The organism is Herbiconiux sp. A18JL235 (genome assembly GCF_040939305.1).
Taxonomy (GTDB): Bacteria; Actinomycetota; Actinomycetes; order Actinomycetales; family Microbacteriaceae; genus Herbiconiux.
On record NZ_CP162511.1, the window covers coordinates 4,056,129 to 4,081,838 of the forward strand.

General features: G+C 72.1%; 14 protein-coding genes. 13 read left to right on the top strand and 1 reads right to left on the bottom strand.

Translation table 11 applies throughout. From position 1 onward, the window contains the following. Positions 1–69: 69 nt before the first annotated feature. Complete coding sequence (locus ABFY20_RS19075) at positions 70–1,020, bottom strand: D-alanyl-D-alanine carboxypeptidase family protein (RefSeq protein ID WP_368497785.1); 951 nt, start codon at positions 1,018–1,020, stop codon at positions 70–72. A 347-nt stretch (positions 1,021–1,367) separates the two neighbouring features. On the opposite strand from ABFY20_RS19075, the gene ABFY20_RS19080 reads away from it, so the two are divergent. The 13 genes from ABFY20_RS19080 to ABFY20_RS19140 all read left to right on the top strand — a co-directional run bounded on the left by ABFY20_RS19080 (position 1,368) and on the right by ABFY20_RS19140 (position 25,701). Continuing rightward, positions 1,368–7,445, top strand: a complete 6,078-nt coding sequence (locus ABFY20_RS19080) for an Ig-like domain-containing protein (RefSeq protein WP_368497786.1) — start codon at positions 1,368–1,370, stop codon at positions 7,443–7,445. Positions 7,446–7,521: 76 nt separating this feature from the next. Beyond that, positions 7,522–8,496: an AAA family ATPase gene (locus ABFY20_RS19085; protein WP_368497787.1), complete on the top strand. Its 975-nt coding sequence runs from the start codon at positions 7,522–7,524 to the stop codon at positions 8,494–8,496. Beyond that, complete coding sequence (locus ABFY20_RS19090; RefSeq protein WP_368497788.1) at positions 8,493–9,761, top strand: DUF58 domain-containing protein; 1,269 nt, start codon at positions 8,493–8,495, stop codon at positions 9,759–9,761. Before ABFY20_RS19085 ends, ABFY20_RS19090 begins: the two co-directional genes overlap by 4 nt. Further along, a complete protein-coding gene (locus ABFY20_RS19095) occupies positions 9,761–12,253 on the top strand; it encodes a transglutaminaseTgpA domain-containing protein (RefSeq protein ID WP_368497789.1) in 2,493 nt (830 codons plus the stop codon). The genes ABFY20_RS19090 and ABFY20_RS19095 overlap by 1 nt, the downstream gene beginning before the upstream one ends. 2 nt (positions 12,254–12,255) lie before the next feature. Continuing rightward, positions 12,256–13,761 carry an RDD family protein gene (locus ABFY20_RS19100; RefSeq protein WP_368497790.1) on the top strand — a complete coding sequence of 502 codons (1,506 nt, stop codon included), beginning with the start codon at positions 12,256–12,258 and terminating at the stop codon, positions 13,759–13,761. Then, a complete protein-coding gene (locus tag ABFY20_RS19105; protein WP_368497791.1) occupies positions 13,758–14,699 on the top strand; it encodes a PP2C family serine/threonine-protein phosphatase in 942 nt (313 codons plus the stop codon). Before ABFY20_RS19100 ends, ABFY20_RS19105 begins: the two co-directional genes overlap by 4 nt. Position 14,700: 1 nt before the next feature. Next, the gene (locus tag ABFY20_RS19110; RefSeq protein WP_368497792.1) at positions 14,701–16,464 is read left to right on the top strand and encodes an FHA domain-containing protein; all 1,764 of its coding nucleotides are present in this window, start codon (positions 14,701–14,703) and stop codon (positions 16,462–16,464) included. After that, on the top strand, positions 16,461–18,167 hold the full coding sequence (locus ABFY20_RS19115; protein ID WP_368497793.1) for a serine/threonine-protein kinase: 1,707 nt from the start codon (positions 16,461–16,463) through the stop codon (positions 18,165–18,167). The genes ABFY20_RS19110 and ABFY20_RS19115 overlap by 4 nt, the downstream gene beginning before the upstream one ends. Further along, positions 18,164–18,952 carry a hypothetical protein gene (locus tag ABFY20_RS19120; RefSeq protein WP_368497794.1) on the top strand — a complete coding sequence of 263 codons (789 nt, stop codon included), beginning with the start codon at positions 18,164–18,166 and terminating at the stop codon, positions 18,950–18,952. Before ABFY20_RS19115 ends, ABFY20_RS19120 begins: the two co-directional genes overlap by 4 nt. 116 nt (positions 18,953–19,068) lie before the next feature. Further along, positions 19,069–23,571, top strand: coding sequence for an FtsK/SpoIIIE domain-containing protein (locus ABFY20_RS19125; protein WP_368497795.1), 4,503 nt, complete (start codon positions 19,069–19,071; stop codon positions 23,569–23,571). Positions 23,572–23,734: 163 nt separating this feature from the next. After that, positions 23,735–24,001, top strand: coding sequence for a WXG100 family type VII secretion target (locus ABFY20_RS19130; protein ID WP_368497796.1), 267 nt, complete (start codon positions 23,735–23,737; stop codon positions 23,999–24,001). A gap of 72 nt (positions 24,002–24,073) precedes the next feature. Beyond that, on the top strand, positions 24,074–25,129 hold the full coding sequence (locus ABFY20_RS19135; protein WP_368497797.1) for a WXG100 family type VII secretion target: 1,056 nt from the start codon (positions 24,074–24,076) through the stop codon (positions 25,127–25,129). Between the two features lie 80 nt (positions 25,130–25,209). Beyond that, the gene (locus tag ABFY20_RS19140; RefSeq protein ID WP_368497798.1) at positions 25,210–25,701 is read left to right on the top strand and encodes an LpqN/LpqT family lipoprotein; all 492 of its coding nucleotides are present in this window, start codon (positions 25,210–25,212) and stop codon (positions 25,699–25,701) included. Positions 25,702–25,710 lie beyond the last annotated feature (9 nt).

Genomic DNA, 25,710 nt, shown 5'->3' on the forward strand with positions numbered 1-25,710 from the left:
GTGGGGCATGAGCGCGGGCGCGAGCGCCTGTACGTGCACGCTCGGTGCCGGCACGGGGGCCCGCGCGGGTCAGTAGCCCGGGGCCGGGGGGAGGCCGAAGAACTCCTCGAGGGTGGTGATGCCGGTGGTGTGCATCTCGGTGGCGAGGGGCACACCGACCCAGCGGTAGTGCCAGGGCTCGAACTCGTACCCGGTGACGGGAGTGCCGCCGTCGGGGTAGCGCAGCACCCAGCCGAAGCGGTAGGCGTTGGCGGCGAGCCACTGGCCCGAGCCGGCGCTCGCGAAGCAGGGCCCGTCGTCGAGGGTGCAGCCGGAGTCGCGGCCGAGGATGTCCATGGCCATCCCGGTCTGGTGCTCGCTGTAGCCGGGGCGGGCGCTGGTGAGGTCGGCACCTTCCGTGCCGAGCAGGTTGACGTAGTAGTCGTACGCGGCGACCTGCGAGTCGTAGGAGCGGTAACCGCTCTGCGCCACCAGCTGCACCCCGATCTCGGCCTGCGCGGCAGCGAACATCTGCTCGAGGGCCGCCGCGGCGTCGGCGCGCAGGAGGTGCCCGTTGGGGTTCGGGATGTCGGGCGCCAGCTGCACCAGGTCGGGCGGCACGTACCCCGCACCGTCGGCGAGCGGCCGCTGCTTGTTCACCACCACCCACGGGCTCAGCGGGTCGTCGAGCGAGTTCGCCGAGCGGTCGAAGGCGGCAGGCGCGGGCGCGGCGGATGCGGGGGCAGGGTCGGGGGTGGCGGCCGGCTCAGAAGAAGAGGGCGTCGGCACCTCACTGAAGGTGGGCGCCGGGATGGACGTGGTCGCGACCCCGGCGTCGGGCGTGGCCTGCGGGGCGCCGAACCGGATGACACCCCCGGCGACGAGCGCGCTGACGGTCACGATGGCGCCCACGGCGACCGTCGCACCGGCCGCGAGCAACGCCTGCCGCGTGCTGCGCTTGCGCCGCGCGGCGCGCAGCTGCGCCCGCGACCCGCGGCGCCCTGCGCCCGGCGCGGACTCCCGCGCTCTCCCCGTCGACACCGCCCCAGCCTAACCGCCGCGCCCGAACGGTATGAGAATCACGCTGTCAAGCCGCATACAGCCCCGGCACGCCGATTCTCATACCGTTCGCACCCCTGAACTCCCCCGAGCACCCCTGAGCACCCCCTCACAGCACCCGATGAGCACCCGATGAGCACCCCGAGAGATGGGGACTTCTCCCCATCCGCTCGTTTTGGCGACGATTCGGCAACCATGCTTGAATTACCCCAGTACGGGGCACGTCTGACCCGAAAGGGCGTGCCGTAGGTCGAAGTAACCGCAGGTTCCGCCGACCCCGCACAGTCTTACCTCGCCGTTGTGAACACCCCGACGAATCGGAGATCTGTGTGAGGCTGTTCGACGCCATCCGACGACACAAGGCCACGAGTGCCTCCGTCGCGACCGTCGCCGCGCTCTCCATCGCCATCACGACGATGGCGTTCATGTACGAAGGCGTGGAGACCGCCGACGTCGACCTCAACGACGGCGGCGTGTGGGTGACGAAGCCCACCGGTCTCCTGCTCGGCCACCTCAACCACCCCGCCCAGGTCATCGACGGCGGCCTCCGCACCTCCTCCACCGACTTCGACGTGCTGCAGAACGGCGACACGGTCTTCCTGCTCGACTCGGCCGGTGCCACGCTCACCCCCGTGAACCCGATGACCGTGGCTCTCGAGTCGCCCGTGAACCTTCCCCCCGAGGCATCCATCACCCTCGGCGGCGACACCGTCACCCTGCTCGACCGCGAGACCGGTGCCCTCTGGGGCGTCGATTCCAGCCAGGCCGGCTCCTTCACGCCCGATCCGGAGAAGCCGATGTACGAGCTCGGCTCGGGCTCCGCGGCCGTGGCCGACAGTTCGGGCACCATCCACGCCCTCTCCACCGGCCAGAACAAGCTGTACACGATCGAGCGCACCGACCAGGGCGTCTTCCCCGAGGAGCCCACGGCGGCAGCCGACTTCCCCGACGTCGACCAGGGCGCGCAGCTCACCCTCACCACCGTGGGCGACCAGGCAGCGGTCTTCGACGCCGCGAGCGGCACCGTCTACCTCCCGGGCGGCGGCCAGGTCGAGGTCCCCGATGCGGCGGGCGGCATCGTGCAGAGTTCCGGCCCGGCATCTGACGACCTGCTCATCTCGACCGAGACCTCCCTCATCCGGCAGCCGCTCTCGGGCGGCGAGGCGACCGTCGTGCCTGTCGCCAACAGCAAGCCGGGCGAGCCGGCCGCCCCGGTCTTCCTCAACGGATGCGCTTACGCCGCCTGGGCGGGCTCGGGCAACTACCTGCGCGACTGTGCGGGCGACGGCGACGACAAGCAGCAGGAGATCGACGGCCTCGCCGCCAACGCCGAGCTGCGCTTCCGCGTGAACCGCGACGTCGTGGTGCTGAACGACGTCTCGACCGGCGTGGTGTACCTGGTGAACCAGGACATGAAGAAGGTCGACAACTGGGACGACATCGCCCCGCCGCCCGAGGAGAGCGACTCCGACGAGGAGGAGGACAGCACGGAGGAGGAGCTCCAGGTGCTTCTCCCCGACCGCTCCGAGGAGAACACGCCGCCCACCGCCGTCGACGACGACTTCGGCGTGCGCGCGGGCCGCACCGTCATCCTCCCCGTGCTCGACAACGACACCGACCCCGACGGCGACGTGCTCACCGCCTCGCTGCAGGGCTCGCAGCCCTCGGCCGGTGAGGTGCAGCAGATCCTGAACGGTGCAGCGCTCCAGGTCGTCGTGGCTCCGGATGCGGAGGGCAGCTCCCGCTTCACCTACCAGGTCGAAGACGGCCGGGGCGGCACCGACACCGCCACCGTCTCGCTCACCGTGCGACCCGAGGGTCAGAACACCCCGCCGAAGCAGAACCGCGTCTCCGACGTGCTCACCGAGCTCGGCGCCACGACGAAGCACAACATCCTCCCCGACTTCATCGACCCCGACGGCGACGACCTCTACGTGGTGAGCGCGTCGACGGGAACGAGCGACCAGGTGCAGTTCCGCCCCGACGGCGAGGTCACCTTCACCAGCATCGACCCGAACACCGGGCCCAAAGACGTCACGGTCGTGGTCTCCGACGGTCGCAGCGAGACCGAGGGCACCATCCGCTTCATCGTGCGCGACACCGGCACCCTCGCGCCCGTCACCACCCCCGACTACGTCGTCGCCACCGAGAACGAGCGCATCACCGTCGCCCCGCTCGACAACGACCTCAGCCCGTCGGGCGCCCCGCTGCGCCTGGCGAAGGTGAACGAGACGCCCGGCCTCACCATCACCCCCGACTACACCACCGGCACCTTTGACGTGGTGGGCGCCGCACAGGGCACGTTCTACGTGCAGTACCTCGTGGCCGACGGCCCGAAGACTGCCGAGGGTCTCGTGCGCGTCACGGTCGTGCCGCCGAGCGACTCCGAGGCGCCGCCGACGGCCGTGCGCGACATCGCGATGCTGCCGACCGGCCGCAACACCCTGGTGAACGTACTGGCGAACGACTCCGACCCGAACGGCGGCATCCTCGCCGTGCAGTCGGTGCAGGTGCCGGCCGACGCCCCGATCTCGGTCGAGGTGCTCGAGCACCAGATCCTCCGCGTCACCGACCGCGGCCTCGTGACCCCCATCACCATCACGTACACGGTGTCGAACGGGGTCGCGACGGCGCAGGGCCAGGTGTTCATCGCCCCGATCGCCGCGCCCGAGCGCCTGCAGCCCCCGGTGGCCACCGACGACACCGTCACCGTGCGGGTGAACGACGTCGCCACCATCCCGGTGCTGGCGAACGACTACCACCCCGACGGCGACACCATCCACCTCTCCGAGAGCCTCATCGAGCCGCTGGTCGCCCCGGCCGACGGGCAGATCTTCGTCTCAGAAGACGTGGTGCGCTTCCGCGCCGGCCCCGAGCCGAAGACCGTCTACGCCACCTACGAGGTCGTCGACTCGCAGGGCCAGAAGGATGCGGGGTACATCACCATCCGCATCGTCGGCGACAACGAGACCAACTCGCCGCCCCGCCCGCAAGACGTGACCGTGCGCGCCCTCCAGGGCACCAGCGTGCGCATCCCGATCCCGCTGAACGGCATCGATCCCGACGGCGACTCAGTCGAGCTCATCGGCCAGTCCTCTGCTCCGGCGAAGGGCCGCATCACCGAGGTCGGCGAGAGCTGGCTGGTGTACGAGGCCTACCCGAGCTCGGTCGGCACCGACACCTTCACCTACGCTGTGCAAGACCGCCTCGGAGGGCTCGCGACCGCGACCATCCAGGTCGGCATCATTCCGGCGAGCGACTCGAACCAGCCGCCGTACGCCTTGAAGGACACCGTGCAGGCGCGCCCCGGTCGCACCCTCGCCGTCGACGTGATGGCGAACGACTCCGATCCCGACGGCGACCCGATCGCCATCCGCGAGAACGGGCTCGAGGCCCCCGAGGGCGTCACCGCCTCGATCGAGGGCGGGCGCGTGATGGTCACGGCCCCCCAGGAGCCGGGCGACTACACGCTGCAGTACACGATCGTCGACCGCTGGGGCGCCCCGGCCATCGGCACCCTGCTGCTCACGGTGAGCGAAGACGCCCCTCTGCAGGCGCCGATCGCCCGCGACGACACGGTGCCGGTCTCCGACGTGCTCGACCGCCCCTACGTCGACATCGACGTGCGCGAGAACGACGACGACCCCGACGGCACCATCGACGAGCTCACGGTGTCGACCGACGACCCCACCGCATCCGTCACGGCCGCCCAGAACCTGCGTATCGAACTGCTGCCGACGACCCAGATCATCCGGTACACGGTCACCGACCAGGACGGGCTGCAGGCCTCGGCCTTCGTGTCGGTGCCCGGCCTCGACACCCTTCCCCCGGTGCTCCGACCCGGCATCGAGCCGATCGTGGTGAACGACGGCGAGACCGTCGACATCGAACTCGCCGACTACGTGCTGGTGGCCGAGGGCAAGAGCGTGCGCATCACCGAGGCCGAGAAGGTGCGGGCGGCGAACTCGAACGGCGACAACCTGGTCGCCGACGAGGACACGCTGCGCTACACGCCGCGCCCGCGCTACGACGGCCCGGATGCGATCAGCTTCGAGGTCACCGACGGCACCGGCCCCGACGACCCGGCGGGCAAGAAGGCGACCCTCGTCATCCCGCTGCAGGTCATCTCCGACATCAACACCCCGCCGACGTTCACCAACTCGTCGATCGACGTGGCGGCCGGCGACGGCGAGGCGACCCTCGACCTGCGCTCGCTCGCGCAGGACCCCGACGAGGGCGACCTCGAGAAGCTCACCTTCGAGCTCTCGGGCGATGCCGGCCAGGGCGTCAACGCCTCGCTCGACGGCTCGGTGCTGCGGGTGACCGCGGCGGTCGACGCGCCCCGGGGCTCCTCCCCGCTCACCGTCAACGTCTCCGACGGCGAGAACACGGTCACCGGTTCGATGACGGTGAACGTGCTCTCGACCACGAAGGCCCCGCCCTCCGCCGTCGACGACACGGTGCCGCAGGCGAACCAGGGCCAGACCGTTTCGGTGCCGGTGCTCTCGAACGACTTCAACCCGTTCCCGGAGACCCCGCTCGAGATCGTGCAGGTCGCCGTGGAGACGGGTTCGGGCAACGCCGCGGCCGCGGGCTCCTCGGTCGACGTCACCCCCGCCGCCGACTTCGTGGGAACCATGGTGGTGCGCTACCGCATCGCCGATGCCACCGGCGACCCGGAGCGGCAGGCCGACGGGCGCATCCGCATCACCGTGCAGGGGCGGCCCGACGCGCCGGCCACGCCGACGGTGACGAGCATCCAGGACCGCACCGTCGTGCTGTCGTGGAACCCGCCGATCAACAACGGCGCCGAGATCACCGGCTACACCGTCGCGAGCAACCAGGGCTACACGAAGCAGTGCGCGTCCACGACGTGCACCCTCGACGGCCTGACGAACGACGTGGAGTACACCTTCACCGTCACCGCGACGAACTCCGTCGGCACCTCCGACCCGTCGCCGCAATCGGCCGTGGCCCGGCCCGACGCCCGCCCCGACCAGCCGCAGGCCCCCACGCTGGTCTTCGGCGACGAGAGCCTCCAGGTGAGCTGGGTCACCCCGCCCACCCCCGGCTCGGCCGTGCAGTCGTTCAACCTCGAGATCTCGCCCGCCCCGGCGCGCGGCGCCGCGACCCGCTACGGCGTCACCGGAAACACGCTCACCTGGGAGGGGCTCGAGAACGGCACCGCGTACCAGGTGCGGGTGCAGGCCGTGAACCGGGCACCCGAGCCGAGCGAGTTCAGCTCGTTCTCGGCCGAGGAGATCCCGGCCAGGGCTCCGGATGCTCCTGCCGCACCCTCGACCACCCGCCTCGACCCGGTCGGCAGCCGAGCGCAGATGCAGGTGAGCTGGGAACCGCCGAAGGCCAACGGCGACGCGATCAAGTCGTACACGCTGAGCGTGCTGCGCGGCGGCAGCGTCGTGCAGACCATCCCGGCCGGCACCTCGACGCAGCAGACCGTTCCGCTCGACGTGTCGACCACCGACTACACCTTCCAGGTGACCGCCACGAACAAGGCGGGTACGAGCGACCCCTCGGCGCAGTCCGCTCCGCGCCGCGCCTTCACGCCTCCCGGTCAGGTCGGCCAGCCCACCATCACGGCGGAGGGTGACGGCAGCGTCACGTTCAGCCAGCCCGCCGACGCGGCCGGCAACGGCGCCTCGGCAAGCGAGCTGGTGTACCAGTACAGCCTGAACGGCGGCGGCTGGACGAACATCCCGGGCAACGCCTCGAGCTACACGGTCGGCGGGCTCTCGAACGGCACCTCCTACACCGTGCAGGTGCGGGCCGTGACGCCCCTCGACGGTCAGAGCTACGAGGGCCCGCCGAGTGCGACGTCGAACGCGGGGGTCCCGTTCGGGCCGCTGCAGGCGCCGAGCGTCTCGGCGACCGGCAACGCGAAGTCGGTGACCCTCTCCTGGAACGCACCTCCCGGCAACGGGCGCGCGGTCACGGGCGTCGAGGTCTACATCGACGGCAACCTCTACTCCCGCGACGGCAGCGGGTCGGCGACCGTGGGCGACGCCTACAGCGAGGCCCACAGCATCCGGGTGGTGGCCACCGACGCCGCGGGGCAGACCTCCGAGAACTCGGCATCGGCGCAGAGCGGCGACGCGCCCCCGAAGCGCGCCTACGTCTCGGCCTGGCAGTCGTGCGACGGCGAGGGTCTCGTGAACGGCCCGCCCTGCGTGCGCATGCAGCTGAGCGTCGAGAACTTCCTCGGCCAGGGCACCGTCACCTGCACGTGGGACGGCACCCCGGTGCGCTCGACCACCATCACCGTCGACGGCGCCGGAAACGGCTCGCGCCAGACCCAGTGGTACACGCAGGACACCGGGAACTACTCGCTCGAGAACCAGGCCTCGCGCATGCAGTGCGACGGCGTGCAGGTGCAGGCAAGACGATGACCTCTCTGCCCGCCGCGCCCTCGGGCACGGCGCCGAATCCGATCAGCTCCCCCACCCCGAAAGGACTCCCCCTCCTATGACGATGACCCCCGAGCAGGCGACCTGGTTCGCCGGCACCTTCGACAAGCTGGTGCAGAACGTCGGCATCGCCGTGCTCGGCAAGGAGCACGTGGTGCGGCTCACGCTCATGGCCATGATCACCGAGGGGCACGTGCTGCTCGAAGACGCTCCCGGCACCGGCAAGACCAGCCTGGCGAAGGCCATCGCCGCGACCGTGCAGGGTTCGCACCAGCGCATCCAGTTCACGCCCGACCTGCTGCCGTCGGATGTCACCGGTGTCACCATCTACGACCAGGAGACGCACAAGTTCGACTTCCACAAGGGGCCGATCTTCGCCTCGATCGTGCTGGCCGACGAGATCAACCGCGCGTCGCCCAAGACCCAGTCGGCGCTGCTCGAGGTGATGGAGGAGTCGCGGGTCTCGGTCGATGGCGTGACCCACGAGGTGGGCCGCCCGTTCCTCGTGATCGCCACGCAGAACCCCATCGAGCAGGCCGGAACCTACCGGCTGCCCGAGGCCCAGCTCGACCGCTTCCTCATCAAGACCTCGATCGGCTACCCCGACCTGGCCTCGGCCGAGCAGATCCTCGCCGGCTCCTCCGACCGCAACCCGTCCGCCCGTCTGGCGCCGGTCATCACCACCTCGGCCGTCGCCGACATGGCCGACCTCGCCGCCACGGTGCACGTCGACCCCGCCATCCTGCGCTACACCGCGCAGCTGGCCGAGGAGACCCGGCTCGCTCCCGAGTCGCGGCTCGGCGTCTCGGTGCGCGGTGCGATGGCACTCATCCGTGCCGCCAAGGTGTGGGCGGCGACGCAGGGGCGCCACTACGTGCTGCCCGACGACATCCGCGAGCTCGCCGGGCCGGTGTGGACGCACCGCTTCGTGCTCGACGCCGAGGCCGAGTTCCAGGGCGCCACCGCCGCCGACGTGCTCACCAGGGTGCTCGCCGACGTCGCGGCACCGCAGTCGAGGCAACCGGCTGCATGAACAGGGTTCGCGAGGCGACCGGCCGGGCATTCGGCTGGCTGAGGGGCACCGGATGGTCGGCGGTGTCGGGGTGCCTCGGCACGGCCTGGCGCCCCGTCTGGCGCGTGGCCGGGCCGGTGCTCTCGACGGTGTCGGGGTTCGGCTGGGGCGTGCTCGTCTGCACCGTCGCCGCCCTCGTCGCGGGGGCGGTGCTGGGCTGGCGTGAGCTGCTCGTGGTGGGCTTCGTGCTGCTCGCCGCCCTGCTCATCGCCGTCGGATTCGCGCTCGGCCGCTCCGCCTACGCCGTCACCCTCGACCTCGCGCTCAACCGCGTGGTGGTGGGTGAGAAGGCTGTGGGCCGCATCGCCGTGACCAATACCTCGCAGCGCTCACTGCTGCCCGCCCGCATCGAACTGCCGGTCGGCTCGTCGTTCGCCTCGTTCCACCTGCCACGACTCGCTCCGGGGGCGGAGCACGACGACCTGTTCGGCATCCCCACTCACCGTCGCGCGGTCATCATCGTCGGCCCGGTGCGCTCCGTGCGAGGAGACCCGCTCGGGCTGCTGCGCCGCGAGATCCGCTGGACCGACCCGCGTGAGCTGTTCGTGCATCCGAAGACCATCTCGCTCGGCGGCTCCTCCTCGGGGTTCCTGCGCGACCTCGAGGGCATCGAGAGCCGGGTGCTGAGCGAGAACGACGTGTCGTTCCACGCCCTGCGCGAGTACGTGCCGGGCGACGACCGCCGCTACATCCACTGGAAGACCTCGGCGCGCACCGGCAAGCTCATGGTGCGCCAGTTCGAGGAGACCAGGCGCTCGCACCTCGCCGTCGCGCTCTCGACCAACCGCAGCGACTACGTCGACGACGACGAGTTCGAGCTCGCGGTGTCGATCTGCGGATCGCTCGGCGTGCAGGCGCTCATCGAGGAGCGCGACCTCACCGTACTCACCCAGAAGGACACACTGCACACCGAGACCGGGCGGCGCCTTCTCGACGACCTCTCGGGAGTTCAGCAGAGCGACCGGCGCGAGTCGATCGTGCAGCTGGCGAAGACCACCGGAACGGCCGTGCCGAACGCCTCGGTGGCCTTCCTGCTGTTCGGCGGGCAGGTCACGCCCTCGCAGCTGCAGGCGGCGAGCGTGCACATCCCGCTCGGGGTGCGCGTGATCGCCGTGGCGGCACGACCCGGCTCGGCGATGTCGCTGCGCCAGATCGGCGACACCACACTGCTCTCGGTGGGAGAACTCACCGACTTCCCCCTCGCTCTCCGGAGGGCCAACAGCTGATGACGAAACCAGAGTCCTCGCGGCGCGCGGCGCGCGCTGCCGGCACCGCTGCCGATGCGCCCGGCGCCCCGGCCGGCAGCGCGGCCGCCCGCGCCGGCACCCCCCTGCTGCCTCCGCGCCCGAACCCGGGCCGGCCCACCTGGGCGATCGCCCTCGACTGCGCCGTCGTGGCGGCGGTGCTGCTCGTCTCGGTGCTGAGCTTCGGGCCCGCCTACGGCGGCGTCGGCTACCTCGTCGCCGGCCTCGGCGGCATCGTGCTCGGCATCGTCATCGGCCTCGCCGGCTGGCGGATGCGCTGGAACCTCGTCATCGTCGCCGCCGTCACCATCGTGGTCTACCTGGTCTTCGGCGGCCCGCTCGCCGCCCCCACCACGACCGTCCTCGGAATCATCCCCACCCTCGACACCTTCCGCACGCTGGTGCTCGGGGTGGTGTTCTCGTGGAAGGACGTGCTCACCCTGGTGACACCGCTCGGCGGCTTCGAGTCGGTGCTCATCGTGCCCTTCCTGACCTCGCTCCTTGCCGCCGTGCTCGCCACGAGCTTCGCCCTCCGGCTGAAGCGCTCGGCGTGGGCGCTCCTGCCGATGGTCGCGCTGTTCATCACCGCCATCGCGTTCGGCACCCGGGAGGGCGCCTTCCCTGTCGCCCAGGGTCTCGCCTTCGTGGGCATCGCGCTCGCCTGGGCCGCGTGGCGCCGGCAGGAGGCGCGCGCCGAGGCTTCGTCGGCCACCACCCTTGCAGGCTCCGCGTCGGTCGCCGACCCGCAGACCGCCGCGAAGCTGCGCCGCACCCGCCTCGCCACCGCCGCGGGTCTCGTCGTCGCCGCCCTCGGCCTCGGCTTCGCCACCGGCGGCCTCCTCGTCCCGGCGGCCGCCCGCGAGGTGCTGCGCGACCAGATCGAACCCCCGCTCGACCTTCACGACTACGCGAGCCCGCTGGTGGGCTTCCGCAGCTACGTGCGCGACAAGGTCGACGACTCCCTGTTCACCGTGAAGGGCCTTCCCGACGGGGCGCGCATCCGTCTCGCCACCCTCGACACCTACGACGGCACCGTCTACAACGTGGCGGGCGACGGCTCCACCGGTTCCGGCTCGTTCGTGCGGGTGAGCCCCGACATCGCCAACGACGTCGAGGGCGACCCGGCGACCCTCGAGGTCGGCATCACGGGGCTCACCGGCGTGTGGCTTCCCGACACCGGGTACCTCGACGGGCTCACCTTCGACGGCGAGCGCGCCACCCAGCTCGAGGGCGCCCTGCACTACAACCGGGCGACCGGCGTCGCGCTCGACACCGCGGGCATCGGCGAGGGCGACTCGTACACCATCGACACGGTGCTGCCGCCGAGCTTCAACGACGAGCAGCTGTCGAGCCGGAAGGTCTCCGACATCGGCATGCCCAAGGCGAGCGGGGTGCCCGACGTGGTGAGCTCGCTCGCCTCGGAGTACGCCGGTGACGCCGAGACGCCCATCCAGCAGGTGCGCAACATCGCCAACGGGCTCAGCCAGGACGGCTTCTTCAGCCACGGTCTCGAGGGCGAGGCCGTCTCGCGCGCCGGTCACGGCGCCGAACGCATCGCGAGCCTCCTCGACGCCGAGCAGATGGTCGGCGACGACGAGCAGTACGCCGTGGCGATGGCCCTCATGGTGCGCTCGCTCGGCATGCCGGCCCGCGTGGTGATGGGCTTCTACCCCGACCAGTACGAGGGCGCCGACGCCGTGCAGGACTTCACGGGCGACGAGCTCCACGCCTGGGTCGAGGTGCCCTTCGACGGTGCGGGCTGGATCACCTTCGACCCCACGCCGCCCGAAGACCAGATCCCGCTCGAGGAGGCCCCGAAGCCCAAGAGCGACCCCAAGGCCCAGGTGCTGCAGCCGCCGCCCCCGCCGCAGGAGCCGGCCGAGTTGCCGCCGGACATCCGCACCGAGGACACCGCCCAGGAGGAGGTGCAGGAGGAGGGCTTCGACTTCCTCCCGGTGCTCCTCGTCGGCGGTGGAGTGCTGGGGCTGCTGATCATCGTGTTCGGGCCGCTGCTCGTGATCGTGCTGGTCAAGCTCGCCAGGCGCCGTCGACGTCGGCAGGCGCCGCGGCCGGCCGATCGGGTGAGCGGGGGCTGGGACGAGATCGTCGACCGCGCGGGCGACCTGGGCACACGGGTTCCGGCCGGGGCGACCCGCCGCGACAACGCGCTGGTGCTGGCGGGTGCGTACCCGTCGGTGCCCGTGGTGGAGGTCGCACGGCGCGCCGACGGCAGCGTCTTCGGGCCAGGCGACCCGACTCCCGACGAGATCGAGCAGTATTGGACGGAGGTCGACCTCGTCGTGCGGAACATGGCGAAGTCGGCGTCGTGGTGGAAGCGGTTCGCGGCCCGGTGGTCGCTGGGGTCGTTCTTCCACCGCGGCAGGCGGGGCTCGAGCGAACGGCGCGGCGCGAAGACGGCGCGCGACGCGGGCACCGCCGGCTCGAGCGACTCGACGACGAGAGGTGACCGGTAGCGATGACCGACGCATCCTTCCCCTGTGCCCAGTGCGGGTCTGCGGTTCCCCGCAGCGCGCAGTTCTGCCTGGTGTGCGGCACCCCGGTGTCGTCGCGCAGCCAGACCTCGGCGCTCGGGGCGCAGTCGCTCGCCGGGGCGCCCGCCACGGTGGGCGCCGACGGGCGACCCATCGACGGGTGGCAGCCGACGCCCGCGGCACCGCCCATCCGCCGCGGCGACCTGTTCCCGGCGAACTACGGCCGCCGGGTCGTGGCATTCCTCCTCGACGGCGCGGTCGGGCTCGCGTTCTGGCTGCTGGTCACCATGCCGCTCATCGCCCTCGGGGTGATCGAGGTGCAGACCGACGAGACCCGCATCGGGGTGAGCGGGCTGAGCGCCGTGCTGCTGATCGTTCCCGCGCTGGTCTACCCGCTGGCGAAGCTGCTGATGCAGTCGTTCCTCGGCTTCTCCGTGGGCAAGCTCGCGCTCGGCCTCCGCATCGTGAACGTGGGCAGCCTCGGTCGGCCCGGTCTCGGCTGGATGCTGCTGCGCGACGTGTTCGTCGCCGCCGCCTCGCTGGTGTTCTTCATCGGCCAGTACGTCGTGTACCTCTCGCCGCTCTGGGACTCCGAGAAGATCGGGCGCGGCTGGCACGACCGGCTCGCCCGCACCTGGGTGATCGACGTGAAGGCGGGGCCGAACCCGCTCAAGGCGGCTCCCGGGCAGCTCGTGCTCGACGCCTCCCCGCGCGCTGCCGAGCTGCAGCCCGAGCCGGCCGGGTTCGGGGGCGGGCGGGCGTTCACGCCGGGGAACGCGTCGTCGCAGGCTGCTCAGGATGCGGGGTACGGCCGGGGTGGGCAGGATGCGGCTCCGGCGCCGGGCACGCCGGTCGCGGAGCCGTCGGGGGTGCCGGTCGCGCCGCCGCCGCCCGCTCCGCCCGCCCCTGGACCCGTACCGCAGTACGCGGCGCCGGGCTACACGCCGGGCGGCGGAGCGGGGTCGCCCGTGCCGCCCCCTCCGCCCGGGGCGCCGGCGGAGCCGATCGACGTCGTACCGGGCTTCGCACCCGCGCCCGTCGTGACCCCGGCCGAGCTCGCCGCAGCCTTCCCCGCATCCGACGCCCCCGCCGATGCGGAGCACGACGACGCGGAGCACACCCGGCTGTCGCAGCCGCCGGTGTCGGCGCGCGCCGCGGGGGTGACGGCCTTCCGGCTCGACAGCGGCGCCGTGGTGCCGGTCACCCGGCACGGCGTGCTCGGGCGCGACCCGGTGTCGCCGTCGAACGACCCCCGCGACATCCTCATCGCCCTCACCGGCGACACCCTCTCGGTGTCGAAGACGCACCTCGAGTTCGACGTCGAGCCCGGCGGGGTGTGGGTGAGCGATCGCGGCTCCACAAACGGTTCGGCGATCGTGCGCGCCGACGGTGCCGAGCTGCAGCTCGAACCCGGCGAGCGCATCACGCTCGAGAACGGCGACCGGGTGCGGGTGGGCACGCGGTACTTCACGGTGGAGGGGGCGCTGTGACGGGGTTGGGGTCCGGCGCGGGCCACACGGGCGCCGCGGCCGGCAGGCGACCCCGTGCGGGCGCGGGCGACGTGCGCGCGGGGGCGGGCACGGGCGGCGGGGTGCGACGCGACGAGCTGCGGCTGGGCGTGGGCAGCTCGACGCACACGGGGCTGAGGCGACGGGGCAATGAAGACTCGCTGCTGGCCTCCGACCCGGTGTTCCTGGTGGCCGACGGCATGGGCGGGCACGAGGCCGGCGAGGTGGCGAGCGCGCTCGCCGTCGAGGCGTTCGCGGCGCTCACGGGGGCGGGGTCGCTCGAGCCCGCCGACATCCGTGACGCCTTCGACCGCGCCAGGGCCGCCATCGGCAGGCTCGCCCACAGCGGCAGCCGCCGCGCCGGCACCACGGTGTCGGGCGTGGCCGTCGCCGAGAACGACGGGCAGGCGTACTGGCTGGTGTTCAACCTCGGCGACTCCCGCACCTACCGCTTCAGCGACGGATCGCTCGAGCAGATCAGCGTCGACCATTCCGTCGTGCAGGAGCTCATGGACGACGGAGAGCTCGACCGCGCCGCCGCCGCGAACCACCCAGGGCGCAATGTGATCACCCGCGCCCTCGGTGGCGGCGGGCTGTCGGAGGCCGACTACTGGCTGGTGCCGATGGAACCGGGCGACCGGATGCTGGTGTGCAGCGACGGGGTCTCGAGCGAACTCGACGACGAGGTCATCGCCCGCGTGCTGCGCGAGGAGCCCGTCGCCCAGGAGGCCGCGGTGCGCCTGGTGCACGAGGGTCTGCTGCACGGCGGGCGCGACAACCTGACCGCCGTCGTCGTCGATGCGTGGAGCACGAACGACTCCGGCCGGCCCTTCGACGGGGACGATGAGGGACCGCGCGGCTCCTCGCACGACGAGGACACCATCCCGCGCGGCCGCGCCGGGGCCTTCGGGAGGAACTGAGATGACCGCATTCCACTACACCCCGGGCACCTGGCACGCCATCGTGGCCCCCGCCGGCGTCGCGGTGCTGCCCGCCGGCGTGAGCGCCGAGATGCTCGAGCGTCTCTGGGTCTCACTGTCGGAGGGGCTCGGCCTCGGCGCCGTGCTCGAGTCGCTCACCGGAGCCTTCGGCACGAGCCTGCGAGCCATCCCCCCGTTCGCTGTCGCGACCGTCGACGGATCCGAGGTGCGCCTCGCCGTGCGCGGCGAGCTCGCGATCGACGTGGTCGAGGCCGGTGCCGTCGAGGGCTACTCCGTCTCGGGCGCCGACGTCACCACCTGGAGCGAGCGCGTCGTGCCCGCCGCCGAGCGGCTCGTCGTGCGGTCGGCCACGGGCGGCAGCGCCTCCGGCGGTGCCGACACGGATGCTCGGCTGCGCATCGCCAGCGGAGTGGTGCTGAGCTCGTCGGTCGAGGTCGACCTGGCCGCACCGACCATCGAGGTGCCCGCCCCCGCCGCGAGCGTGGTCGACGCCGGATCATCCGCACCGGTGGAGGCTGAGCCCGCGAGCACGCCGGGCACCCAGACCGCTGCCACCGGAACTGCAGAATCCGCGGCATCCGCACCGGCCGCCGCCACGGGACCGGCTGAGCCTCAGGCGCCCGCACCGACGGAGATCCCTGAGACGACGCTGCTGCCGGAGGAGGTGCCCGCCGAGGAGCCGATAGAGGAGCCTGCCGAGGCGTCGACCGGAGGGTCCGAGATCGCCGACCCCCCGCCCACCGCGTCCGGCGCTTCTTCCGCTTCCACCGAGACCGGCGGTTCCACCGCGCCCACCGATGACGCGGAGCGCACCATCGCGGCTCCCGCCACGGCCGCCCTCGACGACGAGCTGGAGAGCACGCGGAGCGAGCTCCCCGACGACGCCTACGACCACCTCTGGGGCGCGACCGTCGTGAAGTCGGTCGAGCAGGCCGCCGTGCGCGAGCTCGACGACGACGAGTCCGACGACGCCCCGAGCGACTCGGCCTCCCCCGGCGGCCCGGCCGCAGCCGCGAGCTCTGCGCCGGCCTCCGCCGCCCCGGCCCCCACGCCGGCGCAGACCTCCGAGAGCGCGCGCCCCACCCCCGACTCCTTCGCCCCACCCACCACCGCGAACCCCACCACCGCGGCACCGGTCACCCCGACCGCCGGCGGGCTCATCTCCGGCATCCCCGATTTCGGGAACGTGGGTGCCGCATCCGGGAGCGCGGGTTTCGACGCCCACACCGTCCCACCCGCCGCGCCCGCACCCTCGGCGCCGACGGCGGCGCCCGCCGCACCCGCTCACCCCTCGGGCATCGACGACGACCACGACGGCCTCACCGTCACCGTCTCCGAACTCGAGGCCATGCGCCGCCTCGACGCGGCCAACTCTTCCGAGGCACCGCAGCCCGCCACCGGCGCCCTCGGCCGGGTCGTGCTCTCCACCGGCGAGACGCACGCGCTCGACCGCGGCATCATCATCGGGCGCCGGCCGCGCGCGAACCGCGTGCAGGCCGACCAGGTGCCCGTGCTCGTCACCGTGCCGAGCCCCGAGCAGGACATCTCGCGCAATCACCTCGAGATCCGCCTCGAGGGCAGGCACGTGCTCGTGGTCGACCTCGACACCACCAACGGCTCCGTGCTGCACCGCACCGGCACCCCGCCGCTGCGGCTCGGCCCGAACGAACCCGTGCTGGTGCTCGACGGCGACCTGGTCGACCTGGGCGACGGCGTCACCGTCTCGTTCGAGGAGATCCCGTGAACGCCCGCCGGCCGCCCTCGGCTCCACCCGAGATCCCGGGGTTCAGCTACCTGCAGCTGCTCGGCTCGGGCGGCTTCGCCGACGTCTTCCTCTACGAACAGCGGATGCCGCGACGTCGTGTCGCCATCAAGGTGCTGCTGCGGGAGGCGCTCACCGACGGGGCGCGGGAGAGCTTCGACGCCGAGGCGAACCTCATGGCGCAGCTGTCGACGCATCCGTCGATCGTGACGATCTACCAGGCCGACATCTCCGAAGACGGCAGGCCGTACCTCGCCATGGAGTACTGCCCGAAGCCGAACCTCGGCGCGCGGTACCGGCGTGAGAAGATCAGTGTCGCCGAGGCACTCCGCATCGGCGTGCAGGTGGCGGGTGCCGTGGAGACCTCGCACCGCGCCGGCATCCTGCACCGCGACATCAAGCCCGCCAATATTCTCGTGACGGAATACAACCGTCCCGCCCTCACCGACTTCGGCATCTCGGTCGCTCTGGTCGGCGGCGACGAGCTGGAGTCGGTGGGCATGTCGATCCCGTGGTCGCCGCCCGAGGTGTTCGCCGCGACCCCGTCCTCCGGTGCCGCCGCCGACATCTACTCGCTCGGCGCGACCGTCTACACGATCCTCGCCGGCCGCTCGCCGTTCGAGGTACAGGGCGGGGCGAACAGCGGGCTCGACCTCATCGGGCGCATCCAGACCGCCCGCCTCGCCCCGACCGGCCGCGCCGACGTGCCGGCCTCGCTCGAGCAGGTGCTCGCCACGGCGATGGCGAAGAACGAGTCCGACAGGTATTCGACGGCGCTCGAGTTCGCCCGCGCCCTGCAGAAGGTGCAACTCGAGCTCAGCATGTCGGTGACGCCCACCGACGTGCTCGACGAGCACGTGCCCACCGACGAGATCGACGAGGAGGACGACGGCAACACCCGCATCCGCGGCATCGTCACCATCGACCCCACCGGTCCCGCCCCGGCGACCACTCCGGGGCGAGGGCCCTCGTCTGCCGGCCGCTCCCCCGCATCCGGCCCGGTCGGGCCTCGAACCCCCACTGTCTCTCCCGCCGACGACACCACCGGCCGCACCCAACTCCGCGACGATCTCCTCGCCCCGCCCTCCCCCAGCACTCCTCCGAGTCCGCGCGGCGCCCCATCGAGTTCGGGCGGCGCTCCATCGAGTTCGGGCGAGGGCGCCGGCGCGGGCCGCACTTCCACGGCCGCCGACGACTTCCCCCTCGAGCAGACCCTCCACCGCCCCGCCGCCCCGGCCCGGCCCGACGCCGAAGCCGCGCCGAAGCGCCGCGCTCTCCCCTACGTCGTCGCGGCAGCGGCGGTCGTCGTTCTCGCGGGCATCGGCGGGCTCGTCTTCGCCCTCAACGCCGGGTCGGAGTCGCCCGCGCAGCAGAGCGTCACCGAGACGAGCGCCCCCGTCGACGAGATCGGGGTCGATGCGGCTGTCCCCGCCCCCGCCGACCTCGCCGGCGTGGTCACCGACGACGGCTCGAGCGTCACCTTCAGCTGGAGCAACCCCGACCCGCGCGACGGCGACGAGTTCATCTGGTCGACGTACACCTCCACCGAGACCGGGCAGGCCGAGCGCACCGAGTCGCCGACCCTCACGCTTCCCGTGTCGAACGGCGGGTCGGTCTGCGTCGAAGTGAGCATCGTGCGCGCCGACGGCAAGAGCTCAGACCCCACGAGGACGTGCGCACCATGACCGACAGCCAGCCGAAGACCAAGGCGCCCGCCGCGCCCACCCCGGCCCCCGCATCCGGCCTCTCGGCGACCACCCCGGCCCCCGGTTCCACCGCGAGCGTCGAGTTCTGCGGCGAGTGGTTCACCCTCGACCCCGCGAGGCCGTTCGAGATCGGGCGCGAGGCCGACCTCGACATCGACGACAACCAGTACCTGCACCGCCGCTTCCTGCAGATCGCCAACGTCGACGGCATGTGGTGGCTGTCGAACGTGGGGTCACGGCTGAGCGCGACGGTCTCCGACGCCTCGCGCACCATGCAGGCCTGGCTCGCCCCCGGCGCGCGCATGCCTATCGTCTTCGGCCTCACCACCGTGGTCTTCACCGCGGGCCCCACCAGCTACGAGTTCACCGTGCACACCTCGGCGCCCACCTTCGTCGACCTCACCCCGGTGCCCGATGCGTCTGGCGCCACCACTGTCGGGGCCGTCACCTTCACCGCCTCGCAGAAGCTGCTCATCCTGGCCCTCGCCGAGACGATGCTGCGCCGCGAAGGCACCGGCACGAGCGAGATCCCCTCCTCGCAAGCCGCCGCCGAGAGGCTCGGCTGGGCGCTCAGCCGCTTCAACCGCAAGCTCGACAACGTCTGCGACAAGCTCAGCCGCAGCGGTGTCGAGGGCCTGCGCGGCGGGGTCGGCGCGCTCGCGACCAACCGCCGGGCGCGCCTGGTCGAGTACGCCGTGCTCTCCCGCCTGGTCACGAAGGCCGACCTCCCCCTGCTCGACCAACCCCACGACGAGGCCGACTAGCCGCCGACGACTCCGCCTGCCCCAGCCCCGCCCGCCCCAGCCCCCGGCCGCCCCGGCCCAGCCGGACGCCCCTCCCGCCGACCCACGAGCCCCTCCCAGACAGGTAACCGCACCGGATGCGCATCAAAGCCAGCCTCGTCCGCCCCGGCGGCAGCACCAGCAAGCTCCAGATCACCGCCGACGCCACAGCCAGCGTCGGCGACATCGCCCGCGCCATCCACGCAGCCGACCCCCAGCGCCCGGGCGCCGCGAGCGGCGGGCAGACCCAGCCCGCTCCGCCCCCTCCCGCCGGCCTCACGCTGAAGATCGCCGACTTCGGGGGCGACCAGCGCGTCATCGACCCCGCCTCGAACCTCCTCGACGCGGGTGTGCGCTCGGGCGCGACCCTCGAGCTCACCACCTTCAGCGACGGCTTCGCCGCCCCGGGCCGCGGTGGCCCGGCCGCGGCGACCCTCCGGGTGCTGAGCGGTCCGGATGCGGGGGCCGAGTTCCCGCTCCCCTTCGGCTCCAGCTACATCGGGCGTGAGCGCGGCATCGACGTGCGCCTCAGCGACGGCCTGGTCTCGAAGCGCCACGCCCGGGTGAACATCGGCGAGCAGGTCGAGATCATCGACTTGAGGTCGGCGAACGGCCTGCTCATGGGCGGCGAGCAGATCTCGCGCACCACGCTCTCCTCCGCCGATGTCGTCGTGCTCGGCGACACCGCCATCAGCGTCGTGCCGTTGCAGCGCCTCGGCGGTGCAGCAGCACCGTCGACCCCGGTCATCGAGTTCAACCGCTCCCCCCGCGTCGTCGCCCGCTACCCCGGCGACGAGTACCCCGCGCCCACCCCGCCGAAGCAGCCGCAAGCCATCCGCTTCCCGGTCGTCGCCCTCATCGCGCCGCTGCTCATGGGCCCCATCCTCTTCCTCGCCACGGGCTCTCCGCTCAGCCTCATCTTCATCGCGCTGAGCCCGCTCATCATGATCGGCACCTGGGCCGATCACAAGCTGCAGACCAGGCGGCAGCTCCGCGACGCGATCACGCAGTTCAACGCCTCGCTCGACGCCTTCGTCGCCGCCATGCACGAGCGGCAGCGGGTGCAGCGCGCCGTGCGCGTCACCGAGGCGCCCGCGGTGGCGGCGACGATCGACGCCGTGGAGCGCCTCGGCCCACTGATGTGGACCCACCGGCCCGAGCATCCGGCCTTCCTCACCGCGCGCCTGGGCATCGGAACGGCGTTCAGCCGCGACCGCGTGTCGACCCCGAACGAGAACGATGCGCTGCCCGAGTACTACGCGCAGGTGCTCGAGACGGCCGAGCGGTTCAGCCGCATCGACGGCGTGCCGATCGTGGTGGAGCTTCGGCGCTCCGGCGCGCTCGGTGTGGCCGGGCCGGCCGCCGAACGCGCCGGGGTCGCCCGCGCCCTCGTGACACAGCTCATCGCGCTGCACTCCCCCTCCGAGCTCGTCGTCACCGGTCTCGCCTCCCCCTCCTCACGGGGCACCTGGGAGTGGCTCGAATGGCTGCCCCACACCAGCTCGCCGCACAGCCCGCTCGCGGGCGACCACCTTGCCGACAACCCGGGCAGCGGCGCCGCCCTGCTCTCCCGCATCGAGGAGCTCATCGACGAGCGCACCGCGGGCGCGCCCCGCCCGCGCGGGCCGATGGAGCCCCAGGGCCCGGCCGGCAGCTCGAGCGACGGCGACCGCGAGGAGCTTCCGCGCCCCATCACCCCCGCCGTGCTGCTCGTCATCGAGAACGACGCCCCCGCCGACCGCGGCCGCCTCACCCGCATCGTCGAGCGGGGAGCGGATGCGAACGTGCACGTCATCTGGACGGCACCCTCCATCGGCGACCTGCCCGCCGCCTGCCGCAGCTTCGTGAGCCTCGACGGCGGCACCACCGCCCAGGCGGCCACCGCGGGGCAGGTGCGGCTCGGCGAGCACACCTTCCCGCTCGACGCCGAGACGGTCGACGCCGACACCGCCACCCGGCTCGCCAGGCGTCTCTCACCGGTGGTCGACGTGGGCGCGCCGATCGACGACGACTCCGACCTGCCGCGCTCGGTCTCCTACCTCTCCCTCGTCGGCACGGAGCTCGCCGAGGTGCCGGAGGCCGTCATCGACCGCTGGCGCGAGAGCAACTCGATCGCCGTGCGCGACGGCTCTCCGCCCGTGCGGCGCAAGAAGGAGGGGTCGCTCCGCGCTCTGGTCGGGCACTCGGGAACGGAGCCGTTCCACCTCGACATCCGGAGCCAGGGCCCGCACGCGCTCGTCGGCGGAACGACCGGTGCCGGAAAATCGGAGTTCCTCCAGTCGTGGGTGCTCGGCATGGCGGCGGCGCACAGCCCCGACCGTGCCACCTTCCTCTTCGTCGACTACAAGGGCGGTGCGGCCTTCGCCGACTGCGTCGGCCTCCCGCACACCGTCGGCCTCGTCACCGACCTCTCACCGCACCTCGTGCGTCGCGCGCTCACCAGCCTCCGCGCCGAGCTGCGCTTCCGCGAGCACCTGCTCAACCGGAAGAAGGCCAAAGACCTCGTCTCGCTCGAGAAGACCGGCGACCCCGACACCCCGCCGAGCCTGCTCATCGTCGTCGACGAGTTCGCGGCGCTCGTGCAGGAGGTGCCGGAGTTCGTCGACGGCGTCGTCGACGTCGCCCAGCGCGGCCGCTCGCTCGGCCTCCACCTCATCCTCGCCACGCAGCGCCCCGCCGGTGTCATCAAAGACAACCTCAGGGCCAACACCAATCTGCGCATCGCGCTCCGGATGGCCGACGCCGACGATTCCAGCGACATCCTGGGCGATCCGATGGCCGCCTACTTCGACCAGAGCATCCCGGGCCGCGGCGCCGCGAAGACCGGGCCGGGCCGCATCGCCGCGTTCCAGACGGGCTACGCCGGCGGCTGGACCACGAACGAGATCCCCCGCCCCCGCATCGACCTGGTCGAGATGGGCTTCGGCTCGGGCTCCACCTGGGACATCCCGCAGGAGGAGGCGCCCGTGCTCGCCGACCCCGGCCCGAACGACATCGCACGGCTGGTGTCGAGCATCCGCACCGCCGCGAAGATGGCCGAGATCCCCGCACCGCGGAAACCCTGGCTCGACGAGCTCGCCGCCGTGTACGACTTCTCACTGCTGCCGAACCCGCGCACCGACGAGCGCCTGCTGCTCGGCGTCATCGACGACCCGGCGAACCAGAGCCAGCCGACGGTGTTCTACGAACCCGACCGCGACGGCAACATGGCCGTCTACGGCACCGGTGGTTCGGGCAAGAGCGCCACGCTCCGCATGATCGCGGTCGCGGCAGCGGTCACCCCACGCGGCGGCCCGGTGCACGTCTACGGCCTCGACTTCGGGTCGAGCGGCCTCAGCATGCTCGAGCAGCTGCCTCACGTCGGCGCCATCATCTCGGGTGACGACGAGGAGCGGGTCATCCGCCTGCTCCGGATGCTGCGCGACCTCGTCGACGACAGGTCGCTGCGGTACTCGGCCGTGAACGCCGGCAGCATCGGCGAGTACCGGCGCATCGCGGGTGCGCCCGCGGAGCCGCGCATCCTGGTGCTCGTCGACGGCATCGGGGCGTTCCGCGACCAGTACGAGTTCGGCGGGCACTCCGCCTGGTTCACCACCTTCTCGCAGATCGCCACCGACGGGCGCCAGGTGGGCGTGCACATCGTCATCGCCGGCGACCGGCCCAACTCGGTGCCGGCCTCGCTCGGCTCGACCGTGCAGAAGCGGCTCGTGCTGCGCCTGGCGAACGACGACGACTACTCGCTTCTCGGCGCACCTAAAGACACACTGAGCGCCGCGTCGCCTCCCGGCCGGGGGGTGCTCGAAGGCGACGAGGTGCAGCTCGCGGTGCTCGGCGGCGACTCCAACGTCGCCGTGCAGTCGCGCGAGATCGCGAAGCTCGCCGAGGCGATGGCTCGTCAGGGCGTGGCGCCCGCGCGGCCCGTGCTCACGCTCGGCGACGCCATCCCGCTCAGCACGCTGCCGGCCACCACCGTCGGCGGCAAGCCCGTGCTGGGCGTGCGCGACGACACACTCGAGCCGTTCGGCTTCGAGCCGCGCGGAGCGCTGCTCGTCGCCGGATCGGCCGGCAGCGGGCGCTCGACGGCCCTGGCAGCCATGGCGACGGCTCTGCGGCGGGCCGACCCGAGCATCCGTCTGGTGCACCTGTCGCCGCGCAAGACGAACCTCACGACCCTGCCGCTGTGGTCGCTGTCGTTGAACGACCCGGCCCAGATCGCCGCCTTCGCGGACGACATGATCGGGCAGCTCGACGCCGAGACGCTGCGGCCGACGCAGTTCGCGGTCTTCGTCGAGAACGTCGGGGAGCTGAACGGCTCCCCCGCCGAGAACGACGTCGACCGCCTCGTGAAGCGGGCGCTGCGCGACGAGGTGTTGGTGGTGGGCGAGAGCGAGTCGTCGACCTGGTCGGCGGCGTGGACGCTCGCGGGGCCGTTCAAGAACTCGAAGCGCGGGCTGCTGCTGGTGCCGGGAGAGCTCGACGGGGACTCGCTGCTCGGCACCTCGCTCGGCCGCTTCAAGCGCGCCGATCTGCCGCCTGGCCGGGGGTTCTTCGTGCAGGGCGGCCGCGTCGTCAAGCTGCAGGTGGCGACGCGCGATGAGTGACGGGCGAGTCCTGCACAGGCGCTCGCGCGCCGTCGATCACCTCATGGGGACTTCTCCCCATCGCCGAAATCGACAACCGTCCGTAGTGTCTTTCTCGTGAGGTGATCCTCACAGGAAGTAGCGGAACCGGATCGTCCGGGCCGCGGAGAGTAAGGAGAGAACAATGGCCGTTTGGGGTCTTGATGTCGAGCAGGTCCGGTCGCTCAGCAAGCAGCTGAACACGCAGTCGCAGCAGGTGCAGCAGATCCTCACCACGCTCACCAGCGCCCTGCAGAGCGTGCAGTGGACGGGCCCCGACGCGGAGAACTTCCGCAACGAGTGGAACTCCACCCACACCGCTGCGCTGAAGCAGGTCATCGCCGCTCTCGAAGACGCGTCGAACAAGGCGGCGAAGAACGCCTCCGACCAGGAGGCCACCTCCAACGCCTAGTGCGTCTCCGGCGGGAGCCCTGGTGGCTCCCGCCGGTCTTCTCTGTCCGACCCGCACGCTTGAGAGGGTGTCATGGCTGGTGGTTTCTATGGAGCCGATGTCGACGAGCTCCGCCGGCTCGCGAAGCAGTTCGATACGGCTGCCGAACGACTCGGCACGATCGACTCGACGCTCTCGTCGAGCGTCAACCAGGCGCAGGCCTGGCAGGGGCCGGATGCGACGAGCTTCCGCTCCGACTGGAACGCGACCCACTCGGCGCAGCTGAAGGCCGCAGCGCAGGCGCTGCGCACCGGCAGCGCCGATCTGGTGAAGAACGCCGAGGAGCAGAACACCGCGTCGACCGACGGCGGCGCGTTCGGAGGCGGCGGGGGCGCCGGCGGCACGGGTGGTGGCAGCACCGGCAACGGCAGCTCGGGCAGCGGCTCGGGCGGCGGGGGCGGGGGCGGCCTCGGCGACTACGCCTGGGGCGACATCTCCGGCGGGCTCTACGGCGGGGTGGGCTTCGGCAACGCCGAGACGGTCTACGGGCCGAACGGCTCGGTCGAGCACACCGCCGAGACCGGCTGGCAATGGGGCGCGGGGGGCGAGCTGAACGGCGGGTTCGAGGCCGGCCACATCTCGGGCGAGGGTTCGATCGACGGCTACATCGGCGTCGAGGGACTCGCTGACGCGGGAGCCGGCATCGACGAGAGCGGCAACGCCCACGCCTCGGCCTCGGCCGAGGGCCTGGTGGGCGCCGAGGTGAACGCCTCGGGCTCGCTCGACACCGGCATGGCCAGTGTCGGCGCCGAGGGGCATGCCATGGCGGGCGCCGAGGTCGACGCCGAGGTCGGCGGAACGATCGGCCCGAACGGCGTCGGTGTGAACGCGGGTATCGACGGCTTCGCCGGTGCCCGCGCAGGCGGCGACGTCGACCTCTCGGTCGGCGGCGTCGGGGTCGGCGTCGGCGGCGAGGTCTGGGCCGGTGTCGGCGCCAAGGCCGAGGCCGACGTGCAGCTCACCTACGACGAGGTCAGTTTCTCCCTCGACGCGGGAGCAGCCCTCGGTGTCGGCGGCAGCGTCTCGATGGACTTCTCGTTCAGCCCGCGCCAGTTCGTCGAAGGTCTCGAGCAGGTCTGGCCCTGGTGATGTACCTCCTCGCCGGCCCCCTGCGAATCCCCACCGATTCCTCGTCAGCTTCGTCAGCATCCTGTTAGAAAGGCCACATCATGACGCACACGCTTTCCTTCCCGAGCGAGGCCGCGCCCGCTTTCGCCCCCATCGAACTGCAGCTTCCCGACGACTGGAAGGCCCTCTCCGTCTCCGGCGCCGTGCTCGCTGCCGGCAAGACGGTCGAGCAGGGTCAGTTCCGGCCGAACGTCGTGGTCGCCGTATCCCGCTTCGGGGCGGGCTACTCGCTCGAGACCGCCATCGAGGCGGTCGTGCGCCGCGTCGAGGAGATCGACGGTGTCGCAGAGCTCGGCCGCGAGCAGACCAAGGTGCTCGGTCGCCCGGGCTTCCGCATCGAGTTCAGCTACCCCGACCCGCGCGTCGGCGTGCTCATGCAGGCGGTGCGCATCGCCATCGTCGACCACGGCTCCGCCGCCGACCTGGTGCAGATCACCGCCACCACGACGGGCGCTCAGGCGCAGGAGCTGTGGGGCGAGGTGCGCGCCATCCAAGACAGCGCCGCCACCACCGACACCGTCGCGACGGCCTGAGCAGGGCCC